Genomic DNA, 20,557 nt, shown 5'->3' with positions numbered 1-20,557 from the left:
GGAGAACACCCCATGGGAACCAGCGAGAACCCGCACGACCACGACGGCACCCGCCCGCCCGGGGCCACCGCGCCCGGGGAACCGGTCGTCGCGCTGCGCGGGGTGAGCGCCGTGCTGGGCGCCCGCACCGTCCTGCGCGGTGTCGACCTCACCGTCCACCGGGGCGAGGTCGTGGCCCTGCTCGGCGCCAACGGCTCCGGGAAGTCCACCGCCGTGCGCACCGTCGTCGGCCAGGTCCCGGTCACCGACGGGCACGTCGAGCTCTTCGGCGTCCCCCGCCACCGCTTCCGCGACTGGGCCCGCGTCGGCTACGTCCCCCAGCGCACCACCGCCTCCAGCGGGGTCCCCGCCACCGTCACCGAGGTCGTCACCTCCGGACGGCTGGCCCGCTCCCGGTTCGGACCGCTGCGCCGCGCCGACCGGGACGCCGTGCGCGACGCCCTGGAACGGGTCGGCCTCGCCGACCGCGCCAAGGACCCCGTCGACGCCCTCTCCGGCGGCCAGCACCAGCGGGTGCTGATCGCCCGTGCCCTCGCCGCCCGGCCCGAGCTGCTGATCATGGACGAGCCGATGGCCGGCGTCGACCTGGCCAGCCAGGAAGTGCTCGCGCGGACCCTGCGGGAGCAGGTCGAGGCGGGCGTCTCGGTGCTGCTGGTCCTCCATGAGCTGGGCCCGCTGGAGCCCCTGATCGACCGGGCCGTGGTGCTGCGGGACGGCTGCGTCCTGCACGACGGCCCGCCCCCGAAGGCCGTGGGACAGCACGCGCTGCCCGGCCACGACCACGTGCACCCGCACGCGCCCGGCCCCGAGCCGCTGCGCACCGGGCTGCTGAGCTGAGGACGCGACCATGGAGATCCTCGACTACGCCTTCATGCAGCGGGCGCTGCTCGCCGCCGTGCTCGTCGGCGTCATCGCCCCGGCCGTCGGCATCTACCTGGTGCAGCGCCGCCAGTCCCTGATGGGCGACGGCATCGGCCATGTGGCGATGACCGGCGTCGGCCTCGGCTTCCTGCTGTCCGCGTCCCCGGTGTGGACGGCCATGGCGGTCGCCGTGCTCGGCGCCGTGGTCATGGAGCTGATCCGCTGGTACGGCAAGACGCGCGGCGACATCGCGCTCGCCATGCTCTTCTACGGCGGCATGGCCGGTGGCGTCATGTTCATCAACCTGGCGCCCGGCGGCTCCAACGCCAATCTGAACGCGTACCTCTTCGGCTCGCTGTCCACGGTGTCCTCCGAGGACGTGCTGGCGATCTGCCTGCTCGCGGCGTTCGTGGTGCTGGTCACCGTCGGACTGCGGCGGCAGCTGTTCGCGGTCAGCCAGGACGAGGAGTTCGCCCGGGTCACCGGACTGCCGGTGCGCTTCCTGAACCTGCTGACGGCCGTCACGGCGGCGGTCACCGTCACCGTGGCAATGCGGGTCGTCGGACTGCTGCTGGTCAGCGCGCTGATGGTGGTGCCCGTGGCGGCCGCGCAGCAGCTCACCCGGTCCTTCGCGGCGACCTTCGCGGTCGCCGTCGCGATCGGGGTCGTCGTCACCATCGGCGGCACGGTCACCTCGTACCACCAGGACGTCCCGCCCGGCGCGACGATCGTCCTGCTGACCATCGGCGTCTTCATCGCCCTGACCGCCCTCGCCGCCCCGCTGGCCCGCCGCCGGGCCCGCGCCGCCACCGCGTCCTCGGACGGGACGGCCCTGGAGTGCGCGGTGCCCACCCCGCGCTGAGCGGGCGCGTCCCGTACGGGGGCGCACACGGTGCGTGGGGTTCCGGCGGGGACCCGGTGCGGGTCCGGGCGCGGGTCCGGGCGGCGTTCCGCACCGGAGGCCGGGGCTCCGTACGAGGGGGGCCGGGGTCCCCGCCGAGGGCCGGGGCTCCGCACCGGGGGGTCGGCGCCTGGCACAATGGCCGGGCAGGAGACCAGGAGGAGGCCATCGTGACAGCCCCGGTTCGAGGCAGGTCCACCCGCCAGCGCGCGGCCGTGGCGGCGGCGCTCGAAGAGGTGGAGGAGTTCCGCAGTGCTCAGGAGCTGCACGACATGCTCAAGCACAAGGGCGACTCGGTCGGTCTGACCACGGTGTACCGCACCCTCCAGTCCCTCGCCGACGCGGGCGAGGTCGACGTCCTGCGCACCTCCGACGGCGAGGCCGTCTACCGCCGCTGCTCCAGCGGCGAGCACCACCACCATCTGGTCTGCCGCGCCTGCGGCAAGGCCGTCGAGGTGGAGGGCCCCGCCGTGGAGAAGTGGGCCGAGGCCATCGCGGCGGAACACGGCTTCGTGAACGTGGCGCACACCGTGGAGATCTTCGGGACCTGTCAGGAGTGCGCGGAGGCGAAGGACGGCTGACCCCGCCCGGCTCCCCGCCGACCCCGTCCGGGGCTTGTCGGCCCGGCTGACCCCGTCCGAGGCTTGCCGCGCGGCTGACCCCATGCGGGGCGGTCGGCCCGGCTGACCCCTACGGGGCGGCCGGTACCGTGCGGGACGCGCGGGCACCGTCCAGCACCGCCCGGGTCGAACCCCCGTGTTCGTTCACCCGCTGTTCGTGCCTTCTTGCGCCTCGTACCCGGTACCGGTCCTCCGGGGGAGCCGGGCCCCGGACGGCACCCCGCCGGGCCGTTCTAGCGGGCGCCGCCCATGAGCTGCTGCTCGTTGGGGATGGCGCCGCCGAAACGGCGGTCACGGGAGGCGTACTCCACGCACGCCCGCCACAGGTCGCGGCGGTCGAAGTCGGGCCACAGCACGTCCTGGAACACCATCTCGGCGTAACTGCTCTGCCAGATCAGGTAGTTGGACGTGCGCTGCTCACCGCTGGGACGCAGGAACAGGTCCACGTCCGGCATGTCCGGGTAGTACAGGTACTTGGCGAAGGTCTTCTCGTTGACCTTCGACGGGTCCAGCTTGCCGGAGGCGACATCGCGGGCGAGGGCCTGCGCGGCGTCCGCCACCTCGGCCCGTCCGCCGTAGTTGACGCAGAAGTACAGCGTCATCGCGTCATTGCCCGTGGTCTGCTCCTGGGCGATCTGGAGCTCCTGGACGACCGACTTCCACATCTTCGGCATCCGGCCGACCCAGCGGATGCGGATGCCCAGCTCGTCCATCTCGTCGCGGCGGCGGCGGATGACGTCCCGGTTGAAGTTCATGAGGAAGCGGACCTCGTCCGGCGAACGCTTCCAGTTCTCGGTGGAGAAGGCGTAGAGGGAGAGGTTCTTGACGCCCAGCTCCAGACAGCCCTTCAACACGTCCAGGACCACGCCCTCGCCCACCTTGTGGCCCTCGGTGCGCGGCAGCCCCCGGTCCTTGGCCCAGCGGCCGTTGCCGTCCATGACCACGGCCACGTGCCGGGGCACCAGGTCGCTGGGGAGCTTCGGGGGAACGGCGCCGGACGGGTGCGGCTCCGGGATCTTGTATTCGCGGCGGGACCGGCCGAGGATTCCACGACGTGCCATGCGGGGTTGTCTCTCCTACCTAGGACTTCTCTACGTAACGCAGGGAACGCAGCCCGCGCTCCAGATGCCAGTGCAGATACGCCGACACCAGCCCGCTGCCCTCGCGGACGTGCCTCGCCTCGCACGCGTCGGCGGTGGACCAGTCGCCGGTCAGCAGGGCCCCGAGGAGTTCCAGGGCCTGCGGCGAGGGTACGACGCTGCCGGGCACCCGGCAGTCCCCGCAGACGCTACCCCCGGCCGCCACCGAGAAGAACCGGTTCGGGCCGGGCATCCCGCACCGGGCGCAGTCCCCGAAGCTGGGCGCGTACCCGTTGACGGCGAGGGACCGCAGCAGGAACGCGTCGAGGACCAGATGCGGATCGTGCTCGCCCCGGGCGAGGGTGCGCAGCCCGCCCACCAGCAGCAGGTACTGCTGGACGGCGGGCTCCCCCTCGTGGTCGGTGAACCGTTCGGCCGTCTCCAGCATCGCCGTGCCCGCGGTGTAACGGGCGTAGTCGGTGACGATCCCGCCCCCGAACGGGGCGATGGTCTCGCTCTGGGTGCACAGCGGCAGGCTCCGGCCCACCAGCTCACTGCCCCGCGCGAAGAACTGCACGTCGACGTGGGAGAACGGTTCCAGACGGGCACCGAACTTGGACTTGGTGCGCCGCACCCCCCGGGCGACGGCGCGCACCCTGCCGTGGCCACGGGTCAGAAGCGTGATGATCCGGTCGGCCTCACCGAGCTTCTGGGTCCGCAGCACCACGCCGTCGTCCCGGAACAGACTCATGGACGCCATTCTCCCGTACTCCGGGAAGCTGTCGGGCCGGGGGGCAAAACGGGGTGGAGGGGGTGAGGAGTGAACCTTCGGGGCTTTCCCCCGCCCCCTCCCCCGCCCTCCCCTCCTGCCCCTGCCCCTGCCCCTGCCCCAGCAGCCTCGCGCCCGCGCTCCCCGGCTCCGGCGGCTCTTGCCTCTCCGACCGGTCCTCCGCGACGAGCGAGTCGATGTCGGGGGCGTCGAGGAGGGCGAGGCCGCGCCACAGGACCCCGTCGGTCTGCCCTCCCGGCCTCTCCGCTGGCGCCCTCCGGCGCGAACGGTCCACGGGTGGGCTGCCCGGCGGCCCGGCCGTGCCGGAGCGCCGCTGGTGTGCGTGCCGGGGGGGCGGACGCCGGGGTCGGACGCCGTCGACGGACTCAGGTGTTCGGGACGCCGCCCGCCGCGACCGTCCTGATCCGGTCCACCTGGGTCCGGGCGGCGTACTCCACCTCGTCCACCCCGGACTCCGTCGCCCAGACGTGCACGACGACATCGCCCACGCGCATCAGCACGTCCGTCCGGCTGTCGTCCGCGAACGCGTCGGCCGTGTCCGCGCCCGTCGCGAGCGTCACCGGCCGCGCCGGGTCGCCGGATCCTGAGTCGGCCTCGCGCCGCTGGGAAACGAGGCCCTTCATCGCCGAGCCCGCCTCTCCCCGGGAGGCGAACGAGAAGAGGGCGAACTGGATCCGCTCCTCGTCGGCGTCGCTTCCGGCCGCCAGTTCCTTCCTCCCGGCCGCGACCAGGCCCCCGCACTCCGTACCCGTCTCCTCGGCGCACTGGCCGCGCGCCTCCTCGCCCTCGCCCGCCACCGGTTCCCCTCCGGTGAAGACACCTCCCAGGGTGGTGTCGTTCGGCAGGGCCGTCCGGATCTCCTCCGCGGAGAGCGAGATGGCCGATTTGGGCCGCGCCCGTTCTTCCGACACCGGATCGGCCGCCTCCCCGGACGGGTCGCCCTCGCCGCATCCGGTCAGCGCTGTCGCCAGCGCCGCCATGGCCAACGTCCCCCGTACTACTGCCCTCACCCTGAACTCCCTTGCGCACCAAGCCTTCTGACGTGAAGGCCGCGCACATGGTAGTCACCCGTGCGGACCGCTCCGGCTACTGTCCGCGTCCGTCCGCAAGGCTCCGGCCATCCGGTCCCCAGGGCTCCGGGGAGGCCGTCATCCCCTCCCCGGAGGGTCACCAACCGCCCTCGAAGAAGGCCAGCAGAGCCGGTCCCGGATCCGCCGCCGTGGTGGTGTTGGCCACCGCGACCACCACCGCGACCAGCGACACCAGCACCGCGAGGCCGCCGGAGACCGCCCGGGTCCGCCGCGCCCTCCGCTCGGACGCCGCCGTGGCCGCGAACCGCCGCCACGCCACCGCGCCGATCACGGCGAGGACGACCGCCACGACCGCCGCCATCACGGCCATCGCCACATGGAAGCGGGCGAAGTCGCTGATCATCGAGGCCAGGGCGGGCGGAGGGGCCGTCCCGGCGCTCAGGGACTCGTCCAGCGCGCGTCTGGCTTGATCGAGTGCCTCGGAGGACTCCCCGGAGCCCCGCCCCGACGCCAGGGTCGGCAGCAGCGAGGCGAAGGGTGCCGTCGCGCCCTGGACGTTGGCCATCAGCGTCGCCAGGGAGAGCAGCGCGAGCGCGGTGACGAGACCACCGCTGGAAGCGAGGGCGGCCCGGCCTCCCTTCCCGGGACCGGCGGCCCTCAGGAACGTTCTCCAGAGGAGCGCGCCGAGAGCGGCGAACACCACCAACAGGGCGGCGGCTATCAGGGCTTTCGCCACGTGGTAGCGGAACCAGTAGTCGACGACCTGTTCCAGGCCCGGGGAGAACTCCCCCCGGCCCGCGCCCCAGTATCCGGCGAACGTCTCGCGGACGGCGTCGGTGAGATCGGTTCTGCTGGCGAACCCGATGCCCGGGCCGATGCCCGCCAGGGGGCGCGGGGCGATGACGAAGACGGTCAGCAGGGCCGTGGCGAGGGCGGTCAGCAGAGCGAGGGCGCGTCCGGGGACACCGGTGGCGGGTGGTGAGAGGAGTGTGGTGGCGCGCAAGGTGGTTCCTCCGGGGCGGGCGGGTGACGGACGGTGGCTGCGGGCTACCGCTGTGTGGACCACGATCCCGGGTGGGTGGGGGTGCGGTCACTGGGGTGGGCCGCACAGTCGGGGTGGGGTATTCCTCAGTACCCCGGCCCCGTCCGCCGGTCCTTCCCCGACCGGGTCCCCACCCAGGCCGTCCGGCCCCAAGTCCAAGCCCCCGTTGCCCGTTCCTACCCCCGCCCCGTCCCCGCCGCCCCGCGCCCGCCCCACCCCGTCCCTGCTCCTGCTCCTGCTCCTGCGCCTGCTCAAAACCTGGGGCAAGTCCCGGGGCAGGGTGCGGCGCACGCTCCGGCCCAGCCGCCCGGCCGATCCAGGTCGCGGCTCCCCCGACGACCGTTCACCCCCCGACGACCGTTCACCCCCCGCCGGGCCGCACCAGCCCCGACTCGTACCCGAGGATCACCAACTGGGCGCGGTCCCGGGCACCCACCTTGCCCATGATGCGGCTGACGTGGGTCTTCGAGGTGAGGGGGCTGAGGCTCAGGGTGTCGGCGATCTCCTGGTTGGTGAGGCCGCGCGCGACCAGGGTGAGGACCTGGCGTTCCCGTTCGGTGAGCCCGTCGGGGGTCCGGTGGGTGTGGCGGCCGGGGTCGGGGGCGCGCAGCGCACGGGCGATCAGCCGGGCCGTCGGGCCGGGCGACAGCAGCGCCTCGCCCTGGGCCACCAGCCGTATCGCGTCGAGGAGTTCGGCGGGGCGGGTGTCCTTGACCAGGAAACCGGACGCGCCCGCGCGCAGCGCCTCGATGATGTGCTCGTCGGTGTCGTAGGTGGTGAGTACGAGGACCCGGACGCCCGCGAGGTCCTCGTCCTCCGCGATGAGCCGGGTCGCGGCGATCCCGTCGAGGTCGGGCATGCGGACGTCCATCACCACGAGGTCCGCCCGTGCGGTGCGGGCGAGCTCGACGGCCTCGCGGCCGGTTCCGGCCTGGCCCACGACCTCCATGTCGGGCGCCGATTCCACGAGCATCGCGAACGCGGCCCGTACCAGCGTCTGGTCGTCGGCGAGCAGCACGCGGATCGTCACTGGGTCCCCCGGAGGATGTGGTGGGTCGGTGGTGGGGGACGGCGGCTCACGCGGGGGCCTTCCCCGGCCCCGTCCCGTGGGCCGGGTCCGGCGTGCGGCCCCGCCCCGTCGTCCCCTGCCCGGAACCCTGCCACGGGCGGGGCGGACCGTCCACGACGGCCTCCGGGGCCCGCACGGCCCCGCGCCGCGCCCCGACCGCGCCGGCCACCGCGTCGCCCACCGCTCCGGTCACCGCGGCGGTCACCGTGCTGGTCCAAGCGCCACCCCGCCCGATGCACCCACCGCTCGCCGTGCCCGCGCCGCTCACCGCGTCCGGGACACCCGCCGTCCCCGGGACACCAGCCGTCCCGGGGACGCGCGCCGTGCCCGGGCCGCTCGCCGTCTCCGGGGCGCCGTGCAGCGCCGGGCCGAGCGGCAGCAGGGCCGTCACGGTGAAACCGCCGTCGGGTCGGGGGCCCGCGTCCAGGGTGCCGCCGACGCTCCGGGCCCGCTCCCGCATCCCGATGAGGCCGAAGCCGGGCGGGGCGGCCGGGTTCGGCGGCGGGGCGGCGGGGGTCCGTCCGCCGTCGGCCACGATGACCTCCAGCGTCGTCTCCGAGCCCCGGACCGCGACGGTCACCCCGACGCCGGGTCCCGCGTGGCGCACCGCGTTGGTCAGGGCCTCCTGGACGATCCGGTAGGCCGCCGCGCCGACCGCGGGGGGCGGCTGGGCGCCGGACCCGCCCCGGGTGGTGAGGGTGACCTCGGCGCCCGCGGACCGCGCGGCCTCCACCAGGTCGGGCAGTCCGCCGAGACCGGGCAGCGGGCCGCGCGGTTCGCCGGGGGTGTCCGCGCGCAACACCTCCAGGGTGGTGCGCAGTTCGCCGCGCGCGGTGCGGCAGGTCTCGGCGATGTCGTCCAGGGCGCGGGCGACCGCAGCCCGGTCGAGCCGCTCCGGGTCGGCGGTGAGGACGTGCGCGGCGACGGAGGTCTGCACCCCGACGAGGGTGATCGTGTGGGCGAGCAGGTCGTGCAGGTCGCGGGCGATCCTCAGGCGTTCCTCGGCGACCCGGCGGCGGGCCTCCTCCTCCCGGGTCCGTTCGGCGCGTTCCGCCCGTTCGGTGGCCGCCCGCACGCTGGCCTGGTGGATCCGTACGTAGGCGCCGACGACGAGGACGGCGACCACCCAGCCGGAGATGCGCAGCAGTTCCAACGCGTCGTGCGGGCTGATCGCGAGCATCACCGACATGGACAGGCCCACCGTGCCGGCCGCGACCCACACCGTCCGGCGCAGGGTGCTGCGGACGGCGAGGGTGTAGAGGGCCAGGTAGACGACGGGGCCGGGGGCGGTGTGGTTGTAGTCGAGCGCGTGGTACGGGGTGACGAGCGCGATCACCGCCAGCAGCGCGGCCAGCGGTGCCCGGCTGCGGAAGGCGAGCGGGACGTGCGAGGCCAGCAGCAGGCTCCAGCCGAAGGCGTCGGGGCGGCTCCCGGGGTCGCAGAGCAGCGCGATGGTGACGGCGGTGACGGCGGCGAGGACGGCGAGGACGCGGTCCTCGCACACCAGTCGCCAGACCCGGAGGAGCAGGCGCGGGACGGGGCGACGGCGGTAGGACGCCTCGGGCGGACCGAGCGGACCGGGCGGACCGGGCGGACCGAGCGGGTCGGACAGACCGGACAGGCCGGATGAGCCGGACGGGTCGGGAGGGACTGGGGAGGGGCCGGACGGGCCGGTGAGCACGGGGAGCGCGCCCCGGGCGGCGTCCCCGGAGGCCCCGACGTCCCCGGCGGCCCGGACGTTTCCGGGGGCGGGAACGGTCAGGGCAGTGGTCGGGGTGGGCCCGGGCCGGGTCGTTTCCTCACGGGCCTGAGCCTGGCGGGAGTTGGGTTCCACGGAGCCATCCTGCGGTATGGGGACGCCCCTCCGGGAGGGGAGGGGCACCGGGGCGGGCGGGAGGCCGTCCTCAACGGACCGGAGAAGCGGGGCGGAGGCGGGGCCAGACGGCCCCGCAACGGCTCCAGGCCGCCCCGGGACGGTCCTGGACGGCATCGGAGACGGCCTCGGACGGCTAGAGGGCCCCGGGGGCGGCCCTTGGGCGCACCCGGGGTCACACGGCCCCCTGGAGGGCTCCGGTCCACCGGCCGCCCCTGGCGCCCCCGGACGCCCCCGGAGATCCGGTGGCCCGGGCAACCCCAGGGGCGGCCGGTGGTCCCGGGTCCCCCCAGCGGGTCCGGGACCGGAGACCTACGGAACGGACACCGACTCCCCCGCCGCGTCCGCGCCGGCCTCCGCGCGGCCCTGCTCCCGTACGCCCCCGGCAGGCCCCGGGTCCGGGTTCCGGTGCGCGGGCCGGGACAGCGGACCGGGCCACCACACCCGGCGGCCGAGCGCCACGCTGGCGCTGGTGACCAGGTAGGTGCGGACGAGGAAGGTGTCGAGGAGGACGCCGATCGCGATGACGAAACCGACCTGCACCAGTTGGACCATCGGCAGGTTGACGAGGACGCCGAAGGTGGCGGCGAGGACGAGTCCCGCCGAGGCGATCACCGCTCCGGTGCTGCGGAGCGCGCTGAGCGCGGCGGCGGCGGGTTCGGCCCCGGCGAGGCCCTCCTCCCGCATGCGGTGCATCAGGAAGATCCCGTAGTCGACGCCGAGGGCGACGAGGAACACGAAGGTGAGCAGTCCGAGTCCGGGGTCGGAGCCCTCGAAGCCGAACAGCGGGCCGAAGACGAGTCCGCCGATGCCGAGGGAGGCGCCCCAGACCGCGACCACGGCGGCGATGAGCAGCAGGGGGGCGACGAGCGAGCGCAGCAGCAGGACGAGGACGAGGAGGACGGAGCCGAGGACGAGGGGGATGACGATCCTCAGGTCCTTGGCGTGGGTCTCCTTGAGGTCGAGTTGTTCGGCGCTGGCTCCGCCGACGTAGGACCCTTCGAGGGTGTCGCGGAGCGCTTCGATGGTGCGGGTCTCGGCGGCGGACTCCGGTTTGGCCGCGGCGGTGACGGAGATCTCGGTCCAGCCGTCGGCGGAGCGTCCGCGTACCGCGGCGTCGACGCCGCGGACGTCGCGGGTGGCGGCGAGGGTGGCGGTCGCGCGGTCGGTGGGGGTGATGACGACGACGGGTTGGGCGCCGCGCTCGGGGAACGCCTCGATGAGGGTCTCCGTGGCGGCGATCGACTCGGGGCGGCTGGTGAAGCTGTCCTGCTGCTTGAGGGAGCCGGGCAGGTTGAGCACGCCGAGCGCGAGGGCGCCGAGGAGGGCGGCGCCGCCGATGAGCACCGTGAGGGGGCGGCGGCTCGCGGAGGTGCCCATGCGGGCGAACACCGAGGTCCGGGCCTTGGGTTCGACGCCGTGGGCGGGGATCAGCGGCCAGAACACCCGGCGGCCGGCGAGGACGAGGAGCGCGGGGAGCAGGGTGAGCATGGCGACGAGCGCGCTCAGGACGCCGAGGGTGCCGAGCGGGCCCATGCCCCGGCTGCTGTTGAGGTCGGCGACGAGCAGGCAGAGCAGTCCGGCGGCGACGGTGCCGGAGGAGGCGAGGACGGCGGGGCCGCAGCCGCGCAGGGCGGCGGCCATGGCGTCGTGGGCGTGGAGGTGGCGGCGGAGTTCCTCGCGGTAGCGGGCGACGAGCAGCAGGGCGTAGTCGGTGCCGACGCCGAAGACCAGGATGGTCATGATCCCGGAGCTCTGGCCGCTGACGGGGGTGTCGAAGAGCTGGTTGAGGCCGTAGGCCCCGGCGCGGGCGATGAGTTCGGCGCTGCCCGCGCTGATCAGCGGTATCAGCAGCAGGAAGGGGCTGCGGTAGATGATGACGAGGAGGATCGCGACGACGGCGACGGTGGTGTAGAGGAGGGGGCCGCCGAGCGATTCGTAGACCTCGTTGGCGTCGACGTCGAAGGCGGCGGGGCCGCCGACCTCGACGGTGAGTCCGCCGTTGCCGGAGGCGGTGTCGCGGACGTCGTCGACGAACGCGGTGCGGGCTTCCTCGTCCGTGCCGGGCGCGTGGGTGGCGACCGGGTACATGAGGGTGGTGCCGTCGCGGGAGGGGATGCCCTCGGGCGGGGCGGTGAGGTCGTGGGCGGCGGCGATGGCGCCGGTCTGGCGGCGGGCGGTGGCGCGGTCGGCGTCGGTGAGGCCGCCGTCGCGGTGGTAGACGAGGACGAGTTCGGTGGCTTCGCCGCCGGGGAAACTGTCCTGGATCTTGGCGACCTGGGTGGAGTCGGCGCTGGCGGGCAGGTAGTCGACGGGGCGGTCGCGCTGGACGTCGGTGAGCTTCCCCGCGAAGGGGAGCACGATCGCGAGGACCGCGATCCACAGGCCGAGGACGGCCCAGGGGATGACCTTGCGGGACCGTGCGCGTGGTGGCCGCTGGGGCGGGGAGGTCGATGTCTTCACGTGTTCCAGCGTTCCGCCCGGCGGGACGGGTTTCCTCGCGCTGGAGGGCGAGTTGACGGTTACCTCCGGGGGCGCGAGAGAGGGCGGAGTACCTCCGGCGGAGTACTCCCGGGGGACGCGGCCGGAACCACCGACCGGGTCGCCGGAGGACCGCCAGGACACGGCACCGGGCGGACTCCTGACAGGACAGCCCGTCCCCCCGGGCCACGGAGGAGCGGCCCGCGACCGGGACAGTGCGACCGGGCGGCCCACCATGTCAGGAGGGGCGGCCCGCGACCGGGGCAAGAAGCCGGTCCGGGCCCGATCACGCAGTTCCCCGCGCCCCTTGGCGGGCACCCGACCGGCCCGGGGTGTCGGGCCCCGCCAGGGGCGCGGGGAACTGCGCGAGCAGCCACGGCGAACCCGCACCGGACCACGGAGAACGGGTGGCCCGCGCCCGAAGGGGCGCGAGGAACTGCGCGAACAGCCACAGCGGACCCCCGCCGCGGACCAGGGGATCAAGCAGCACGCACCCGAAGGGGCGCGGGGAACTGCGCGAACGGCCACAGCGGACCCGCACCCGGCCGCCCCCCGCCCCGTCAGGGCGTGCCCGAAGGGGCGCAGGCCAGGGGCGGGGCGAGGAGGCCAGCCCCGGCCGGTTCGGCGGCGCGGGGCGCAGGGGGGCGGTGCCGGACGCGTGGCGCGCGGAACCGAGGGGGCCTGGCCGGGGCTCCGGTGACGGCACGGGGCACAGGGGCCCGGGAGGGACCCGGGAGGGACCCGTCCGGGGTCAGGAGGGGGTGGGGCGGGCCGTGGCGAGGAGTCGGGTGACGTCCTCGGGGCCGAGAGCGAGGGCGCGGCCCACGGTGGCGAGGATGTCGCGCTCGGCGGGGGTGTAGGCGCCGTCGGCGAGGGCGATCCGGGCGCCTTGGAGGAGGAGGGACTCGCGGCCGGGCGGGGCGAGGTGCGGGGCGAGGGGTTCGAGGGCCTCGTGGAGTTCGATGGCGAAGCCGGTGAGGCCGGGGGCGCCGTAGAGGCCGGGGAGCCGTCCGGTGTCGGCGCTGACGGCTTCGACGAGGGCGATGAGGCGTTCCTCGTCGCAGTCGCGGTGTCCGGCGCGGCGGAGCGCGTCGAGGGCGGTGTCCACGGTGCGGCGGGCGCCGGTGCCGCCCGCGGCGAGGACCGCGAGGGCGACGGTGTGGACGGCGTCGCGGAGCATCGCGGAGAACCGGGCGGTGGTGGGATGGTCGAGGGCGTCGGTGCCGAAGCGTTCCCGGCAGGTGACGCATTCGACGACGGGGGCGGTCGCGCCACGGGGCAGCAGCGGCACGCCGAGGACGGCGAACCGGCGGCGTCCGGTGCGGCGTTCGTAGTTGCGGTCGCCTCCGCAGCCGGGACAGAAGAACTCGCCGTCCGCGACGGTCGTCCAGACAGTGCGGGTCCCCAGCAGACGGCGTCGGCGGGCGCCACGGCCACCCCGGCACTTCCGGCCCTCGCTCGGCAGCACGTCACACCTCCGCAACATCATGGCAACCTCGCCGTGCTGGCGTGATGTTAGCCACATCCACCGGGTGCCGTCAGCACCCTGGAGGTGAAGGTGGCCGGGAGACGACGGGTCCCCGGCCGCCGCGCGGGCGGCCGGGGAACGGGACGCGCAGGTGGCGGGGGTCAGCGGGCGGCGCGGTTGACGGCGGAGACGACCGCCTTCAGCGAGGCACGTGTCGTGTTCGCGTCGATGCCGATGCCCCAGAGGACCTTGCCGTCGATCGCGCACTCGATGTACGAGGCTGCCTGCGCGGAGGCGCCCTCGCTCATGGTGTGCTCCTGGTAGTCCAGCAGCCGTACGTCGATGCCGATGGACTGGAGGGCGTCGAAGAACGCGGAGATCGGGCCGTTGCCGGTGCCGCCCAGCACGGTGTCGGCGCCGTCGACGGTGGCCTCCACGGTCAGCGTGTCCACGCCGTCGGTGTCGGTGGTGGACTGGCCGGTGCGCAGCTGGACGCGGCCCCACGGGTCGTCGGGGTTGGGCAGGTACTCGTCGCGGAAGACGTTCCAGATGTCGGCGGGGGTGACCTCGCCGCCCTCGGCGTCGGTCTTCGCCTGGATGATCTTCGAGAACTCGATCTGCATCCGCCGGGGCAGGTCCAGCTTGTGCTCGTTCTTCAGGACGTAGGCGATGCCGCCCTTGCCGGACTGCGAGTTGACGCGGATCACGGCCTCGTAGGAGCGGCCGACGTCCTTGGGGTCGATGGGCAGGTAGGGGACGGCCCACTCGATCTCGTCGACGGTCCGGCCCTGGGCGGCGGCGGTGGCCTCCATCGCGTCGAAGCCCTTCTTGATGGCGTCCTGGTGGGAGCCGGAGAAGGAGGTGTAGACGAGGTCGCCCACGTACGGGTGGCGGGGGTGGACCTCCATCTGGTTGCAGTACTCGGCGGTGCGGCGGATCTCGTCGATGCGGGAGAAGTCGATCTGCGGGTCGACGCCCTGCGAGAACAGGTTCATGCCCAGGGTGACCAGGTCGACGTTGCCGGTGCGCTCGCCCTGGCCGAACAGACAGCCCTCGACGCGGTCGGCTCCGGCCATCAGCGCCAGTTCGGCGGCGGCGACGGCGGTGCCCCGGTCGTTGTGGGGGTGGACGGACAGGCAGACGTGCTCGCGGCGGGACAGCCGGCGGCTCATCCACTCGAAGCGGTCGGCGTGGGTGGAGGGGGTGGAGCGTTCGACGGTGGCGGGCAGGTTGAGGATGATCTCGCGCCCGGCCTCGGGCTGCCAGACGTCCATGACCGCCTCGCAGACCTCCAGCGCGAAGTCCAGCTCGGTGTCGGTGAAGATCTCGGGGCTGTACTGGTAGCCGAAGACGGTGCGGTCGTCGAGCAGCTTCTCGGCGTACTCCATGACCAGCCGGGTGCCGTCCACGGCGATCTGCTTGATCTGTTCCTTGGAGCCCCGGAAGACGACGCGGCGGAAGACCGGCGCGGTCGCGTTGTACAGGTGGACGGTGGCGCGCCTGGCGCCGACCAGCGCTTCCACGGTGCGCTCGATCAGGTCCTCGCGGGCCTGGGTGAGGACGGAGATCGTGACGTCGTCGGGGATGGCGTCCGGGTCCTCGATGATCGACCGGACGAAGTCGAAGTCGGTCTGTCCGGAGGCGGGGAAGCCGACCTCGATCTCCTTGTAGCCCATGGCCACCAGCAGGTCGAACATCTCCCGTTTGCGGGCGGGCGACATGGGGTCGATCAGGGCCTGGTTGCCGTCGCGCAGATCGGTGGACAGCCAGCGGGGGGCCCGGGTGATCCGGTTGTCCGGCCAGGCGCGGTCGGCGATGTCGACCTGCTCGTACGGGCGGTACTTGTGGATCGGCATCGACGTGGGCCGCTGGTGGTGCGTCGCGTTGGTGACCGGCGTGGGGCGCCCGACGGAAGAGGGGTCGACGGCGGGGCGGGACGTGCTGGACATGATGCGTAGGGCTCCTCTTGGTCCACGGGGGACGGCCGACGGCTGAGCGCAACACCGAACTCCGCGGGGAGGGGGTCGGCCTACGACTACAGGCCCTCGCCGCGGCAGCTAAGGAGAAGCAGCCCGAAACGCATGGTGCGTGCAGCCTAGCCGAGCCTTCCCGGGGGCGGTGGCCTGTTCCAGTATGCGGGACGCGGGGAGGGCCCCGTGGCGGCCGGGGCGCGCGGGACCCCGCCGGGAGTCCCCGCACGTCCCGGGCCCGGAGCCCACCCCTCACGCACGGGAGGACGCCCCTCGTCACGGACGGGAGGACGCCCCTCGTCACGGACGGGAGGACGCCCCTCGCGGACGGGGAGGGGTGCCCCCGCGCGGACGGGGGGCGCACGGGCCCCGGCCCCGTACACGCCCTCCCCCGGGTCTTCACTCCTTTTCGCCAAATCTCCGTCACCTGGGGTGACAACAGAGTGACCTACTGCCACATTGCGGTCATGACACCACAGCGATCGGGTCATCACCCCGTCTTCTGCACCGTCGTCCCGCCCCACGTCCTCGACAAGCTCGCCCAGGCCGAGGACGCGGGCCGGGCGGAGGCCGCGCGCCGCACCCTGGAGCTGGACGCCGCCCAGCGCACCCGCCGCCGGATCACCACCCTGCGGGCCGTCGCCGCACCCACCGCCGCGCCCTCCGACACCCCGGACCGCAACATCCACGACGCCAAGCACCGCGAGGTGCTGCCCGGGAGCAAGGTCCGCGACGAGGACGACCCGCCGGGCCGCGACGCCACCGTCAACCGCGCGCACGCGGGCCTCGGCGCCACCTTCGACCTGTATCTGAAGGCGTACGGCCGCCGCTCGATCGACGACGCCGGGCTGCCGCTGATCGCCACCGTCCACTACGGGCGGCAGTACGCCAACGCCTTCTGGAACGGCGAGCAGATGGTGTTCGGGGACGGCGACGGGGACCTGTTCCTCGACTTCACGCTCCCGGTGGACGTGATCGGGCACGAACTGACCCACGGCGTGGTGCAGTACACCGCCAACCTGGAGTACTACGGGCAGTCGGGCGCCCTCAACGAGTCGGTGGCCGATGTGTTCGGCGTGCTCATCAAGCAGCACGCGCTGGGCCAGACCGCCGCCGACGCCGACTGGCTGATCGGCGCGGGGCTGCTCGGCCCGGACGTGCAGGGCGTGGCGCTGCGGTCGATGAAGGCGCCGGGCACCGCGTACGACGACGATGTCCTCGGCAAGGACCCGCAGCCCGCGACGATGGACGACTACGTCCGCACCAACCGGGACAACGGCGGCGTCCACATCAACTCGGGCATCCCGAACCACGCGTTCTACCTGTTCGCCACCGAACTCGGCGGTCACGCCTGGGAGCGGGCCGGGCAGGTCTGGTACGACACCCTGACCGGCGGCGAGCTGGCGGCGGACGCCGACTTCGCGGAGTTCGCCCGGCTGACCCTGGCGGCGGCGCGGGCCCGGTTCGGGGACGGCGCCGAACTGGCGGCCGTGGTCAAGGCGTGGTCCACGGTGGGCGTTCCGACGGGCTGAGCACGGGGTAGGCGAACGGACATGCGTATCGTCGTGCGGCGCACCGGAGGGTTCGCGGGGATCGAGCGGCGGGCGGAGGTGGACACCACCGGCCGTCCCGACGCCGAGGCGTGGCACGCGCTGGCCGAGCGGGCGTTGAGCGGCGCCCGCCCGGCCGCCCCGACGGGCGTGCCGGACGGTTTCCAGTACCGCATCACGGTGGACGGCCGCACCGCGTACTGCGCGGACCCCCGGCTGAGCGACGCCCAGCGGGAGTTGGTGCGGCGGGTGCTGAAGGAAGGCGCCTGACCGGGGGCGGCCCCGGGGCGGCGGCCTATCCCGCCGCCGCCCCGGCCGTCGGTCCCGCCGTCGGTCCGGCGGCCAATCCGGCCGTCACGGACGCGGCGGCCGACCCGGGGTCGTCCCCGGCGGCCCGGGCGAGGTCGAGGAGCATGGCGCGCAGCACGTCCGGGGGCCCGAAGGCGCCCGCGACGTAGCGGGCGCGGCCGAGCTGGGCCAGTCCGTGCATCTGGCAGAAGAGCTGGCGGACCAGGAGGTCGGGGTCGGCGTCGGGGCGGAAGCGGCCCGCCGCGACGCAGCGGCGGATCGCGTCGCGGGGCGCCCGCAGGACGTGGATGCCGAGTCGGCGGTCCTCGTCAGTCAGCTCGAACCCGGCGACCACCGCACCGCCGAACATCACCGCGTACGCGTCGGGTTCGTCACGGGCGAAGCCCTGGTAGGCGAGGCCGAGGGCGGCGAGTTCCGCCACCGGGTCGTCCGGGTGGGCGGCCCCGGCGCGGCCGACCCGGTCGTGGAAGCGGTCGAAGCCCTCGGTGATCAGCGCGCGCACCAGTCCGGGCATCGACCCGAAGTGGGTGTAGACGGCCATGGTCGAGGTACCGGCCTCCCGGGCCAGCCGACGGGCGCTGAGCGCGGCGGCGCCCTCGTCGGCGAGCACCCGGGCGGCCTGGTCGAGGAGGCGGCGGCGGACGTCGACGGCCCCGGCGCGGTCGCCGGTTCCGGTCCGGGACGCGGCCCCCGTCCGGCCGTCGGTGGACGCCCTCCGGTCGGCGGAGGGGGCGCGCCGTCGGCCGCCGGGGGTCGCTCGCCCGTCGGCGGAGTCCGCGCGCGGGCCGTCGGAGGGGGCGGATCGGTCGTCGGTTGACACGGAAGCACCATAACGCTGTTATAGATATAACGGTGTTATGAATGACGCCCGGGCGCCCGCCCGGGGCCGGAAACCGCCATGCCGTTATGCCGCCGTGCCGCCGTGCGCCGCCCGGGACAACGGGACCGGGACAGCGGGACCGGGGCAACGGAGAGCGGGACGGCGGCGGGGGCGGCGGACCCGGACCAGGGCGGCGGACCCGGGGCGGGGGCGGCGGACCCGGCACCGCCACCTCCCCCACCACACAGCACAGCCGACGACGACCGCACGAACACCACACGAGGGGTTGCGCCATGCTCACGCGGAGTACACGGGCCTTCCGCAGGGATCTCGCCCGGCTGCCCGAGGCGGCCGGGGACACCAGCGGGACGACACAGGCACCGCCGTGGGGCACCGGTGTCCCCGCCCTGCGGATGGCCGTCGTCGGGGACTCGGTCGCGGCGGGGGTGGGCGCCTCCGTGCTGCGGGAGGCGCTGCCGGGCGAACTGGCGGCGGCGTTGACCGCGATCACCGGGCGGGCGGTCTCCTGGCGGGTCTCCGCCCGGTCCGGCGCCACCCTCACCACCGTGCGCCGGGACCTGCTGTCCGGGCTCACCGACCCGGTGACCCGGTGGACGCCCGACTTGGTGGTGGTCGTCGCGGGCACCAACGACGCGCTGCGGCTGCGACGGCCCCGGACCCTGCGCCGGGAGGCCGGGCGGCTGGTCCGGGACGTCCGGCTACGGCTCGGGGCGGACGTCCCGGTGGTCTTCGCGGGGCTGCCGGACCTGCGCGGCGTGGCGGCGCTGCCCCCGGCCGCCCGCGTTCCGCTCCGGCTCTACGTCGCCCTGCTCGACCGGCAGTTGCGCGCGGTGGCCCGGCGCGGCGACGGCGTCCACCATCTGCACTCGGGCGGGATGCCGGAGTTCCCCGGCCCCTGGATGGCGGCGGACCGGTTCCATCCCTCGGCCCAGGGGTACCGGGCCTGGGCCCGGGTGCTCGCCGGACGGCTGTCCACCCTGGCGGAGGTCACGGCCGTCCCCTCACCCGTTCCCCCGGTCTGAGCGGACGAGGGCGGGAAGGGGCACGGGGCCAGGGGGCGCGGGGCCGGGATCAGCGCCCTGCGGCCCCGGGCCCGGCGAGCCCGGCGGCCTCAGCGACCCCGGCCCGGCCCCGCCGCCTCAGAAGCCGAGCTTGCGGAGCTGGCGCGGGTCGCGCTGCCAGTCCTTGGCGACCTTCACGTGCAGGTCCAGGAAGACCGGGGTGCCCAGCAGCGCCTCGATCTGCTTGCGGGACTTGATCCCGACCTCCTTGAGCCGCTTGCCCTTGGGGCCGATGACGATGCCCTTCTGGCTCGGCCGCTCGATGTAGACGAAGGCGTGGATGTCGAGGAGCGGCCGGTCGGCGGGGCGGTCCTCGCGGGGCAGCATCTCCTCGACGACCACCGCGATGGAGTGCGGCAGCTCGTCCCGGACGCCCTCCAGGGCGGCCTCGCGGATCAGCTCGGCCACCATGACCTGCTCGGGCTCGTCGGTGAGGTCGCCCTCCGGGTAGAGCGCGGGGCCCTTCGGCAGCAGCGGGACCAGCAGGTCCGCCAGCAGGTCCACCTGCTGGTCGCCGACCGCCGACACCGGCACGATCTCGGCCCACTCGAAGCCCAGCTCACGGGCGAGCTGGTCGACCGCGATGAGCTGTTCGGCGAGGGTCTTGGAGTCGACCAGGTCGGTCTTGGTGACGATCGCGACCTTCGGGGTCCGCTTGATCTCCGAGAGTTCCTTGGCGATGAAACGGTCACCCGGGCCGAGCTTCTGGTCCGCGGGCAGACAGAAACCGATCACGTCCACCTCGGCCCAGGTGGTGCGGACCACGTCGTTGAGCCGCTGGCCGAGCAGCGTCCGGGGCTTGTGCAGCCCGGGGGTGTCCACCAGCACCAGCTGGGCGTCGGGGCGGTGCACGATGCCCCGGACGGTGTGCCGGGTGGTCTGCGGCCGGTTGGAGGTGATCGCGACCTTCTGGCCGACCAGCGCGTTCGTGAGGGTGGACTTGCCCGCGTTGGGCCGCCCCACGAAGCAGGCGAAGCCAGACCGGTGGGTGGCCTCGGCGGGCTCGGATGACGGGGTACGGACGCTCATGACGCCCATTGTCCCCGATCGACGGGGCCCGCCGCACACAGCCCGCCGGGCGGCGGTCGCGGACGGCACCCGCCCCGGCCGACGGACGACCGGGACACGACCGGCGGATCACCGGCGGCACGACCGCCGGCCGGGCGGCGGACGGTCGGGGGCACGGTCACCGGTCCGGCGGCGGATGGCCGGGCGGACGGTCGTCAGCCGGCCGGCGGGCGGGGCGGGAAGGCGTCAGGCGGTGACCGTGAGGCGCGGGGTGCCGTCCGGACCGGCCAGGTGGACCGGGGTCCCGGCGCCCGCGAGGTCGCGGACGGCCGCCAGGTCCTCGTCCGTCGCGGACGGCTCGGCGGTCACCACGGCGGCGGCCTCCAGCGAGGTGGCGCCGGAGGCGACGGCCATGGCGACGGCGGTGCGCAGGGCGCTCAGCCGCAGCGACGGGAGGTCCACCGTCCCCGCCACGTAGGTCCGCCCGGTCTCGTCCCGCACCGCGGCCCCCTCGGCCACCCCGTTGCGCGCCCGCGCGGACCGCGCGAGGGTCACGATCTTGCGGTCCTCGGCGCCCAGTTCACTCTCGCTCATGCGCCCAGC

Annotated in this window: 17 protein-coding genes and 1 pseudogene; 6 read left to right on the top strand and 12 right to left on the bottom strand. The window is 74.5% G+C overall.

Annotated features, from left to right (window positions below):
• Window positions 1-12 precede the first annotated feature (12 nt).
• The 3 genes from ACVWNX_RS24190 (at window position 13) to ACVWNX_RS24180 (ending at window position 2,343) form a co-directional block, all read left to right on the top strand.
• On the top strand, window positions 13-837 hold the full coding sequence (locus ACVWNX_RS24190; protein ID WP_454409863.1) for a metal ABC transporter ATP-binding protein: 825 nt from the start codon (window positions 13-15) through the stop codon (window positions 835-837).
• A gap of 10 nt (window positions 838-847) precedes the next feature.
• Entirely contained in the window at window positions 848-1,723 is an 876-nt protein-coding gene (locus tag ACVWNX_RS24185) for a metal ABC transporter permease (protein WP_454409861.1), read from the top strand.
• 206 nt (window positions 1,724-1,929) lie between these two features.
• Entirely contained in the window at window positions 1,930-2,343 is a 414-nt protein-coding gene (locus ACVWNX_RS24180; RefSeq protein ID WP_454414915.1) for a Fur family transcriptional regulator, read from the top strand.
• A 272-nt stretch (window positions 2,344-2,615) separates the two neighbouring features.
• Here the strand turns inward: ACVWNX_RS24180 and ACVWNX_RS24175 are convergent, their stop codons facing one another.
• The 9 genes and pseudogenes from ACVWNX_RS24175 to leuA form a co-directional block, all read right to left on the bottom strand.
• Window positions 2,616-3,443 carry an isoprenyl transferase gene (locus ACVWNX_RS24175; RefSeq protein ID WP_454409859.1) on the bottom strand — a complete coding sequence of 276 codons (828 nt, stop codon included), beginning with the start codon at window positions 3,441-3,443 and terminating at the stop codon, window positions 2,616-2,618.
• Between the two features lie 19 nt (window positions 3,444-3,462).
• Window positions 3,463-4,212, bottom strand: a complete 750-nt coding sequence (gene recO / locus ACVWNX_RS24170; RefSeq protein WP_454409857.1) for a DNA repair protein RecO — start codon at window positions 4,210-4,212, stop codon at window positions 3,463-3,465.
• Window positions 4,213-4,616: 404 nt separating this feature from the next.
• Entirely contained in the window at window positions 4,617-5,261 is a 645-nt protein-coding gene (locus ACVWNX_RS24165; RefSeq protein ID WP_454409855.1) for a hypothetical protein, read from the bottom strand.
• Window positions 5,262-5,418: 157 nt separating this feature from the next.
• Window positions 5,419-6,285: a hypothetical protein gene (locus ACVWNX_RS24160; RefSeq protein ID WP_454409853.1), complete on the bottom strand. Its 867-nt coding sequence runs from the start codon at window positions 6,283-6,285 to the stop codon at window positions 5,419-5,421.
• A 400-nt stretch (window positions 6,286-6,685) separates the two neighbouring features.
• Window positions 6,686-7,354, bottom strand: a complete 669-nt coding sequence (locus ACVWNX_RS24155) for a response regulator (RefSeq protein WP_454409852.1) — start codon at window positions 7,352-7,354, stop codon at window positions 6,686-6,688.
• Between the two features lie 409 nt (window positions 7,355-7,763).
• A pseudogene (locus tag ACVWNX_RS24150) lies at window positions 7,764-8,921 on the bottom strand (sensor histidine kinase); the annotation flags it as partial.
• A gap of 657 nt (window positions 8,922-9,578) precedes the next feature.
• Window positions 9,579-11,729: an MMPL family transporter gene (locus ACVWNX_RS24145; protein WP_454409851.1), complete on the bottom strand. Its 2,151-nt coding sequence runs from the start codon at window positions 11,727-11,729 to the stop codon at window positions 9,579-9,581.
• A gap of 769 nt (window positions 11,730-12,498) precedes the next feature.
• Entirely contained in the window at window positions 12,499-13,215 is a 717-nt protein-coding gene (locus ACVWNX_RS24140; RefSeq protein WP_454414914.1) for a TerB family tellurite resistance protein, read from the bottom strand.
• Between the two features lie 161 nt (window positions 13,216-13,376).
• Window positions 13,377-15,071 carry a 2-isopropylmalate synthase gene (gene leuA / locus ACVWNX_RS24135; RefSeq protein ID WP_454414913.1) on the bottom strand — a complete coding sequence of 565 codons (1,695 nt, stop codon included), beginning with the start codon at window positions 15,069-15,071 and terminating at the stop codon, window positions 13,377-13,379.
• A gap of 581 nt (window positions 15,072-15,652) precedes the next feature.
• Between leuA and ACVWNX_RS24130 the strand changes: the two genes are divergently transcribed.
• Both ACVWNX_RS24130 and ACVWNX_RS24125 read left to right on the top strand, forming a co-directional pair.
• Complete coding sequence (locus ACVWNX_RS24130) at window positions 15,653-16,717, top strand: M4 family metallopeptidase (protein WP_454409849.1); 1,065 nt, start codon at window positions 15,653-15,655, stop codon at window positions 16,715-16,717.
• Between the two features lie 21 nt (window positions 16,718-16,738).
• On the top strand, window positions 16,739-17,005 hold the full coding sequence (locus tag ACVWNX_RS24125) for a protealysin inhibitor emfourin (RefSeq protein WP_454409847.1): 267 nt from the start codon (window positions 16,739-16,741) through the stop codon (window positions 17,003-17,005).
• A 25-nt stretch (window positions 17,006-17,030) separates the two neighbouring features.
• Here the strand turns inward: ACVWNX_RS24125 and ACVWNX_RS24120 are convergent, their stop codons facing one another.
• Entirely contained in the window at window positions 17,031-17,864 is an 834-nt protein-coding gene (locus ACVWNX_RS24120; RefSeq protein ID WP_454409845.1) for a TetR/AcrR family transcriptional regulator, read from the bottom strand.
• 293 nt (window positions 17,865-18,157) lie between these two features.
• Between ACVWNX_RS24120 and ACVWNX_RS24115 the strand changes: the two genes are divergently transcribed.
• Window positions 18,158-18,907, top strand: coding sequence for an SGNH/GDSL hydrolase family protein (locus ACVWNX_RS24115; protein WP_454409844.1), 750 nt, complete (start codon window positions 18,158-18,160; stop codon window positions 18,905-18,907).
• A 117-nt stretch (window positions 18,908-19,024) separates the two neighbouring features.
• Here ACVWNX_RS24115 and era read toward each other — a convergent pair whose 3' ends face one another.
• Both era and ACVWNX_RS24105 read right to left on the bottom strand, forming a co-directional pair.
• Window positions 19,025-19,984, bottom strand: coding sequence for a GTPase Era (gene era / locus ACVWNX_RS24110; protein ID WP_454409842.1), 960 nt, complete (start codon window positions 19,982-19,984; stop codon window positions 19,025-19,027).
• A 216-nt stretch (window positions 19,985-20,200) separates the two neighbouring features.
• Window positions 20,201-20,548 carry a cytidine deaminase gene (locus ACVWNX_RS24105; protein WP_454409840.1) on the bottom strand — a complete coding sequence of 116 codons (348 nt, stop codon included), beginning with the start codon at window positions 20,546-20,548 and terminating at the stop codon, window positions 20,201-20,203.
• Window positions 20,549-20,557: the final 9 nt, after the last annotated feature.

Source organism: Streptomyces sp. JNUCC 64 (genome assembly GCF_054484115.1).
The sequence above is the reverse complement of the archived record's forward strand: the minus strand, read 5'-3'. Positions and strand labels throughout refer to the sequence as shown.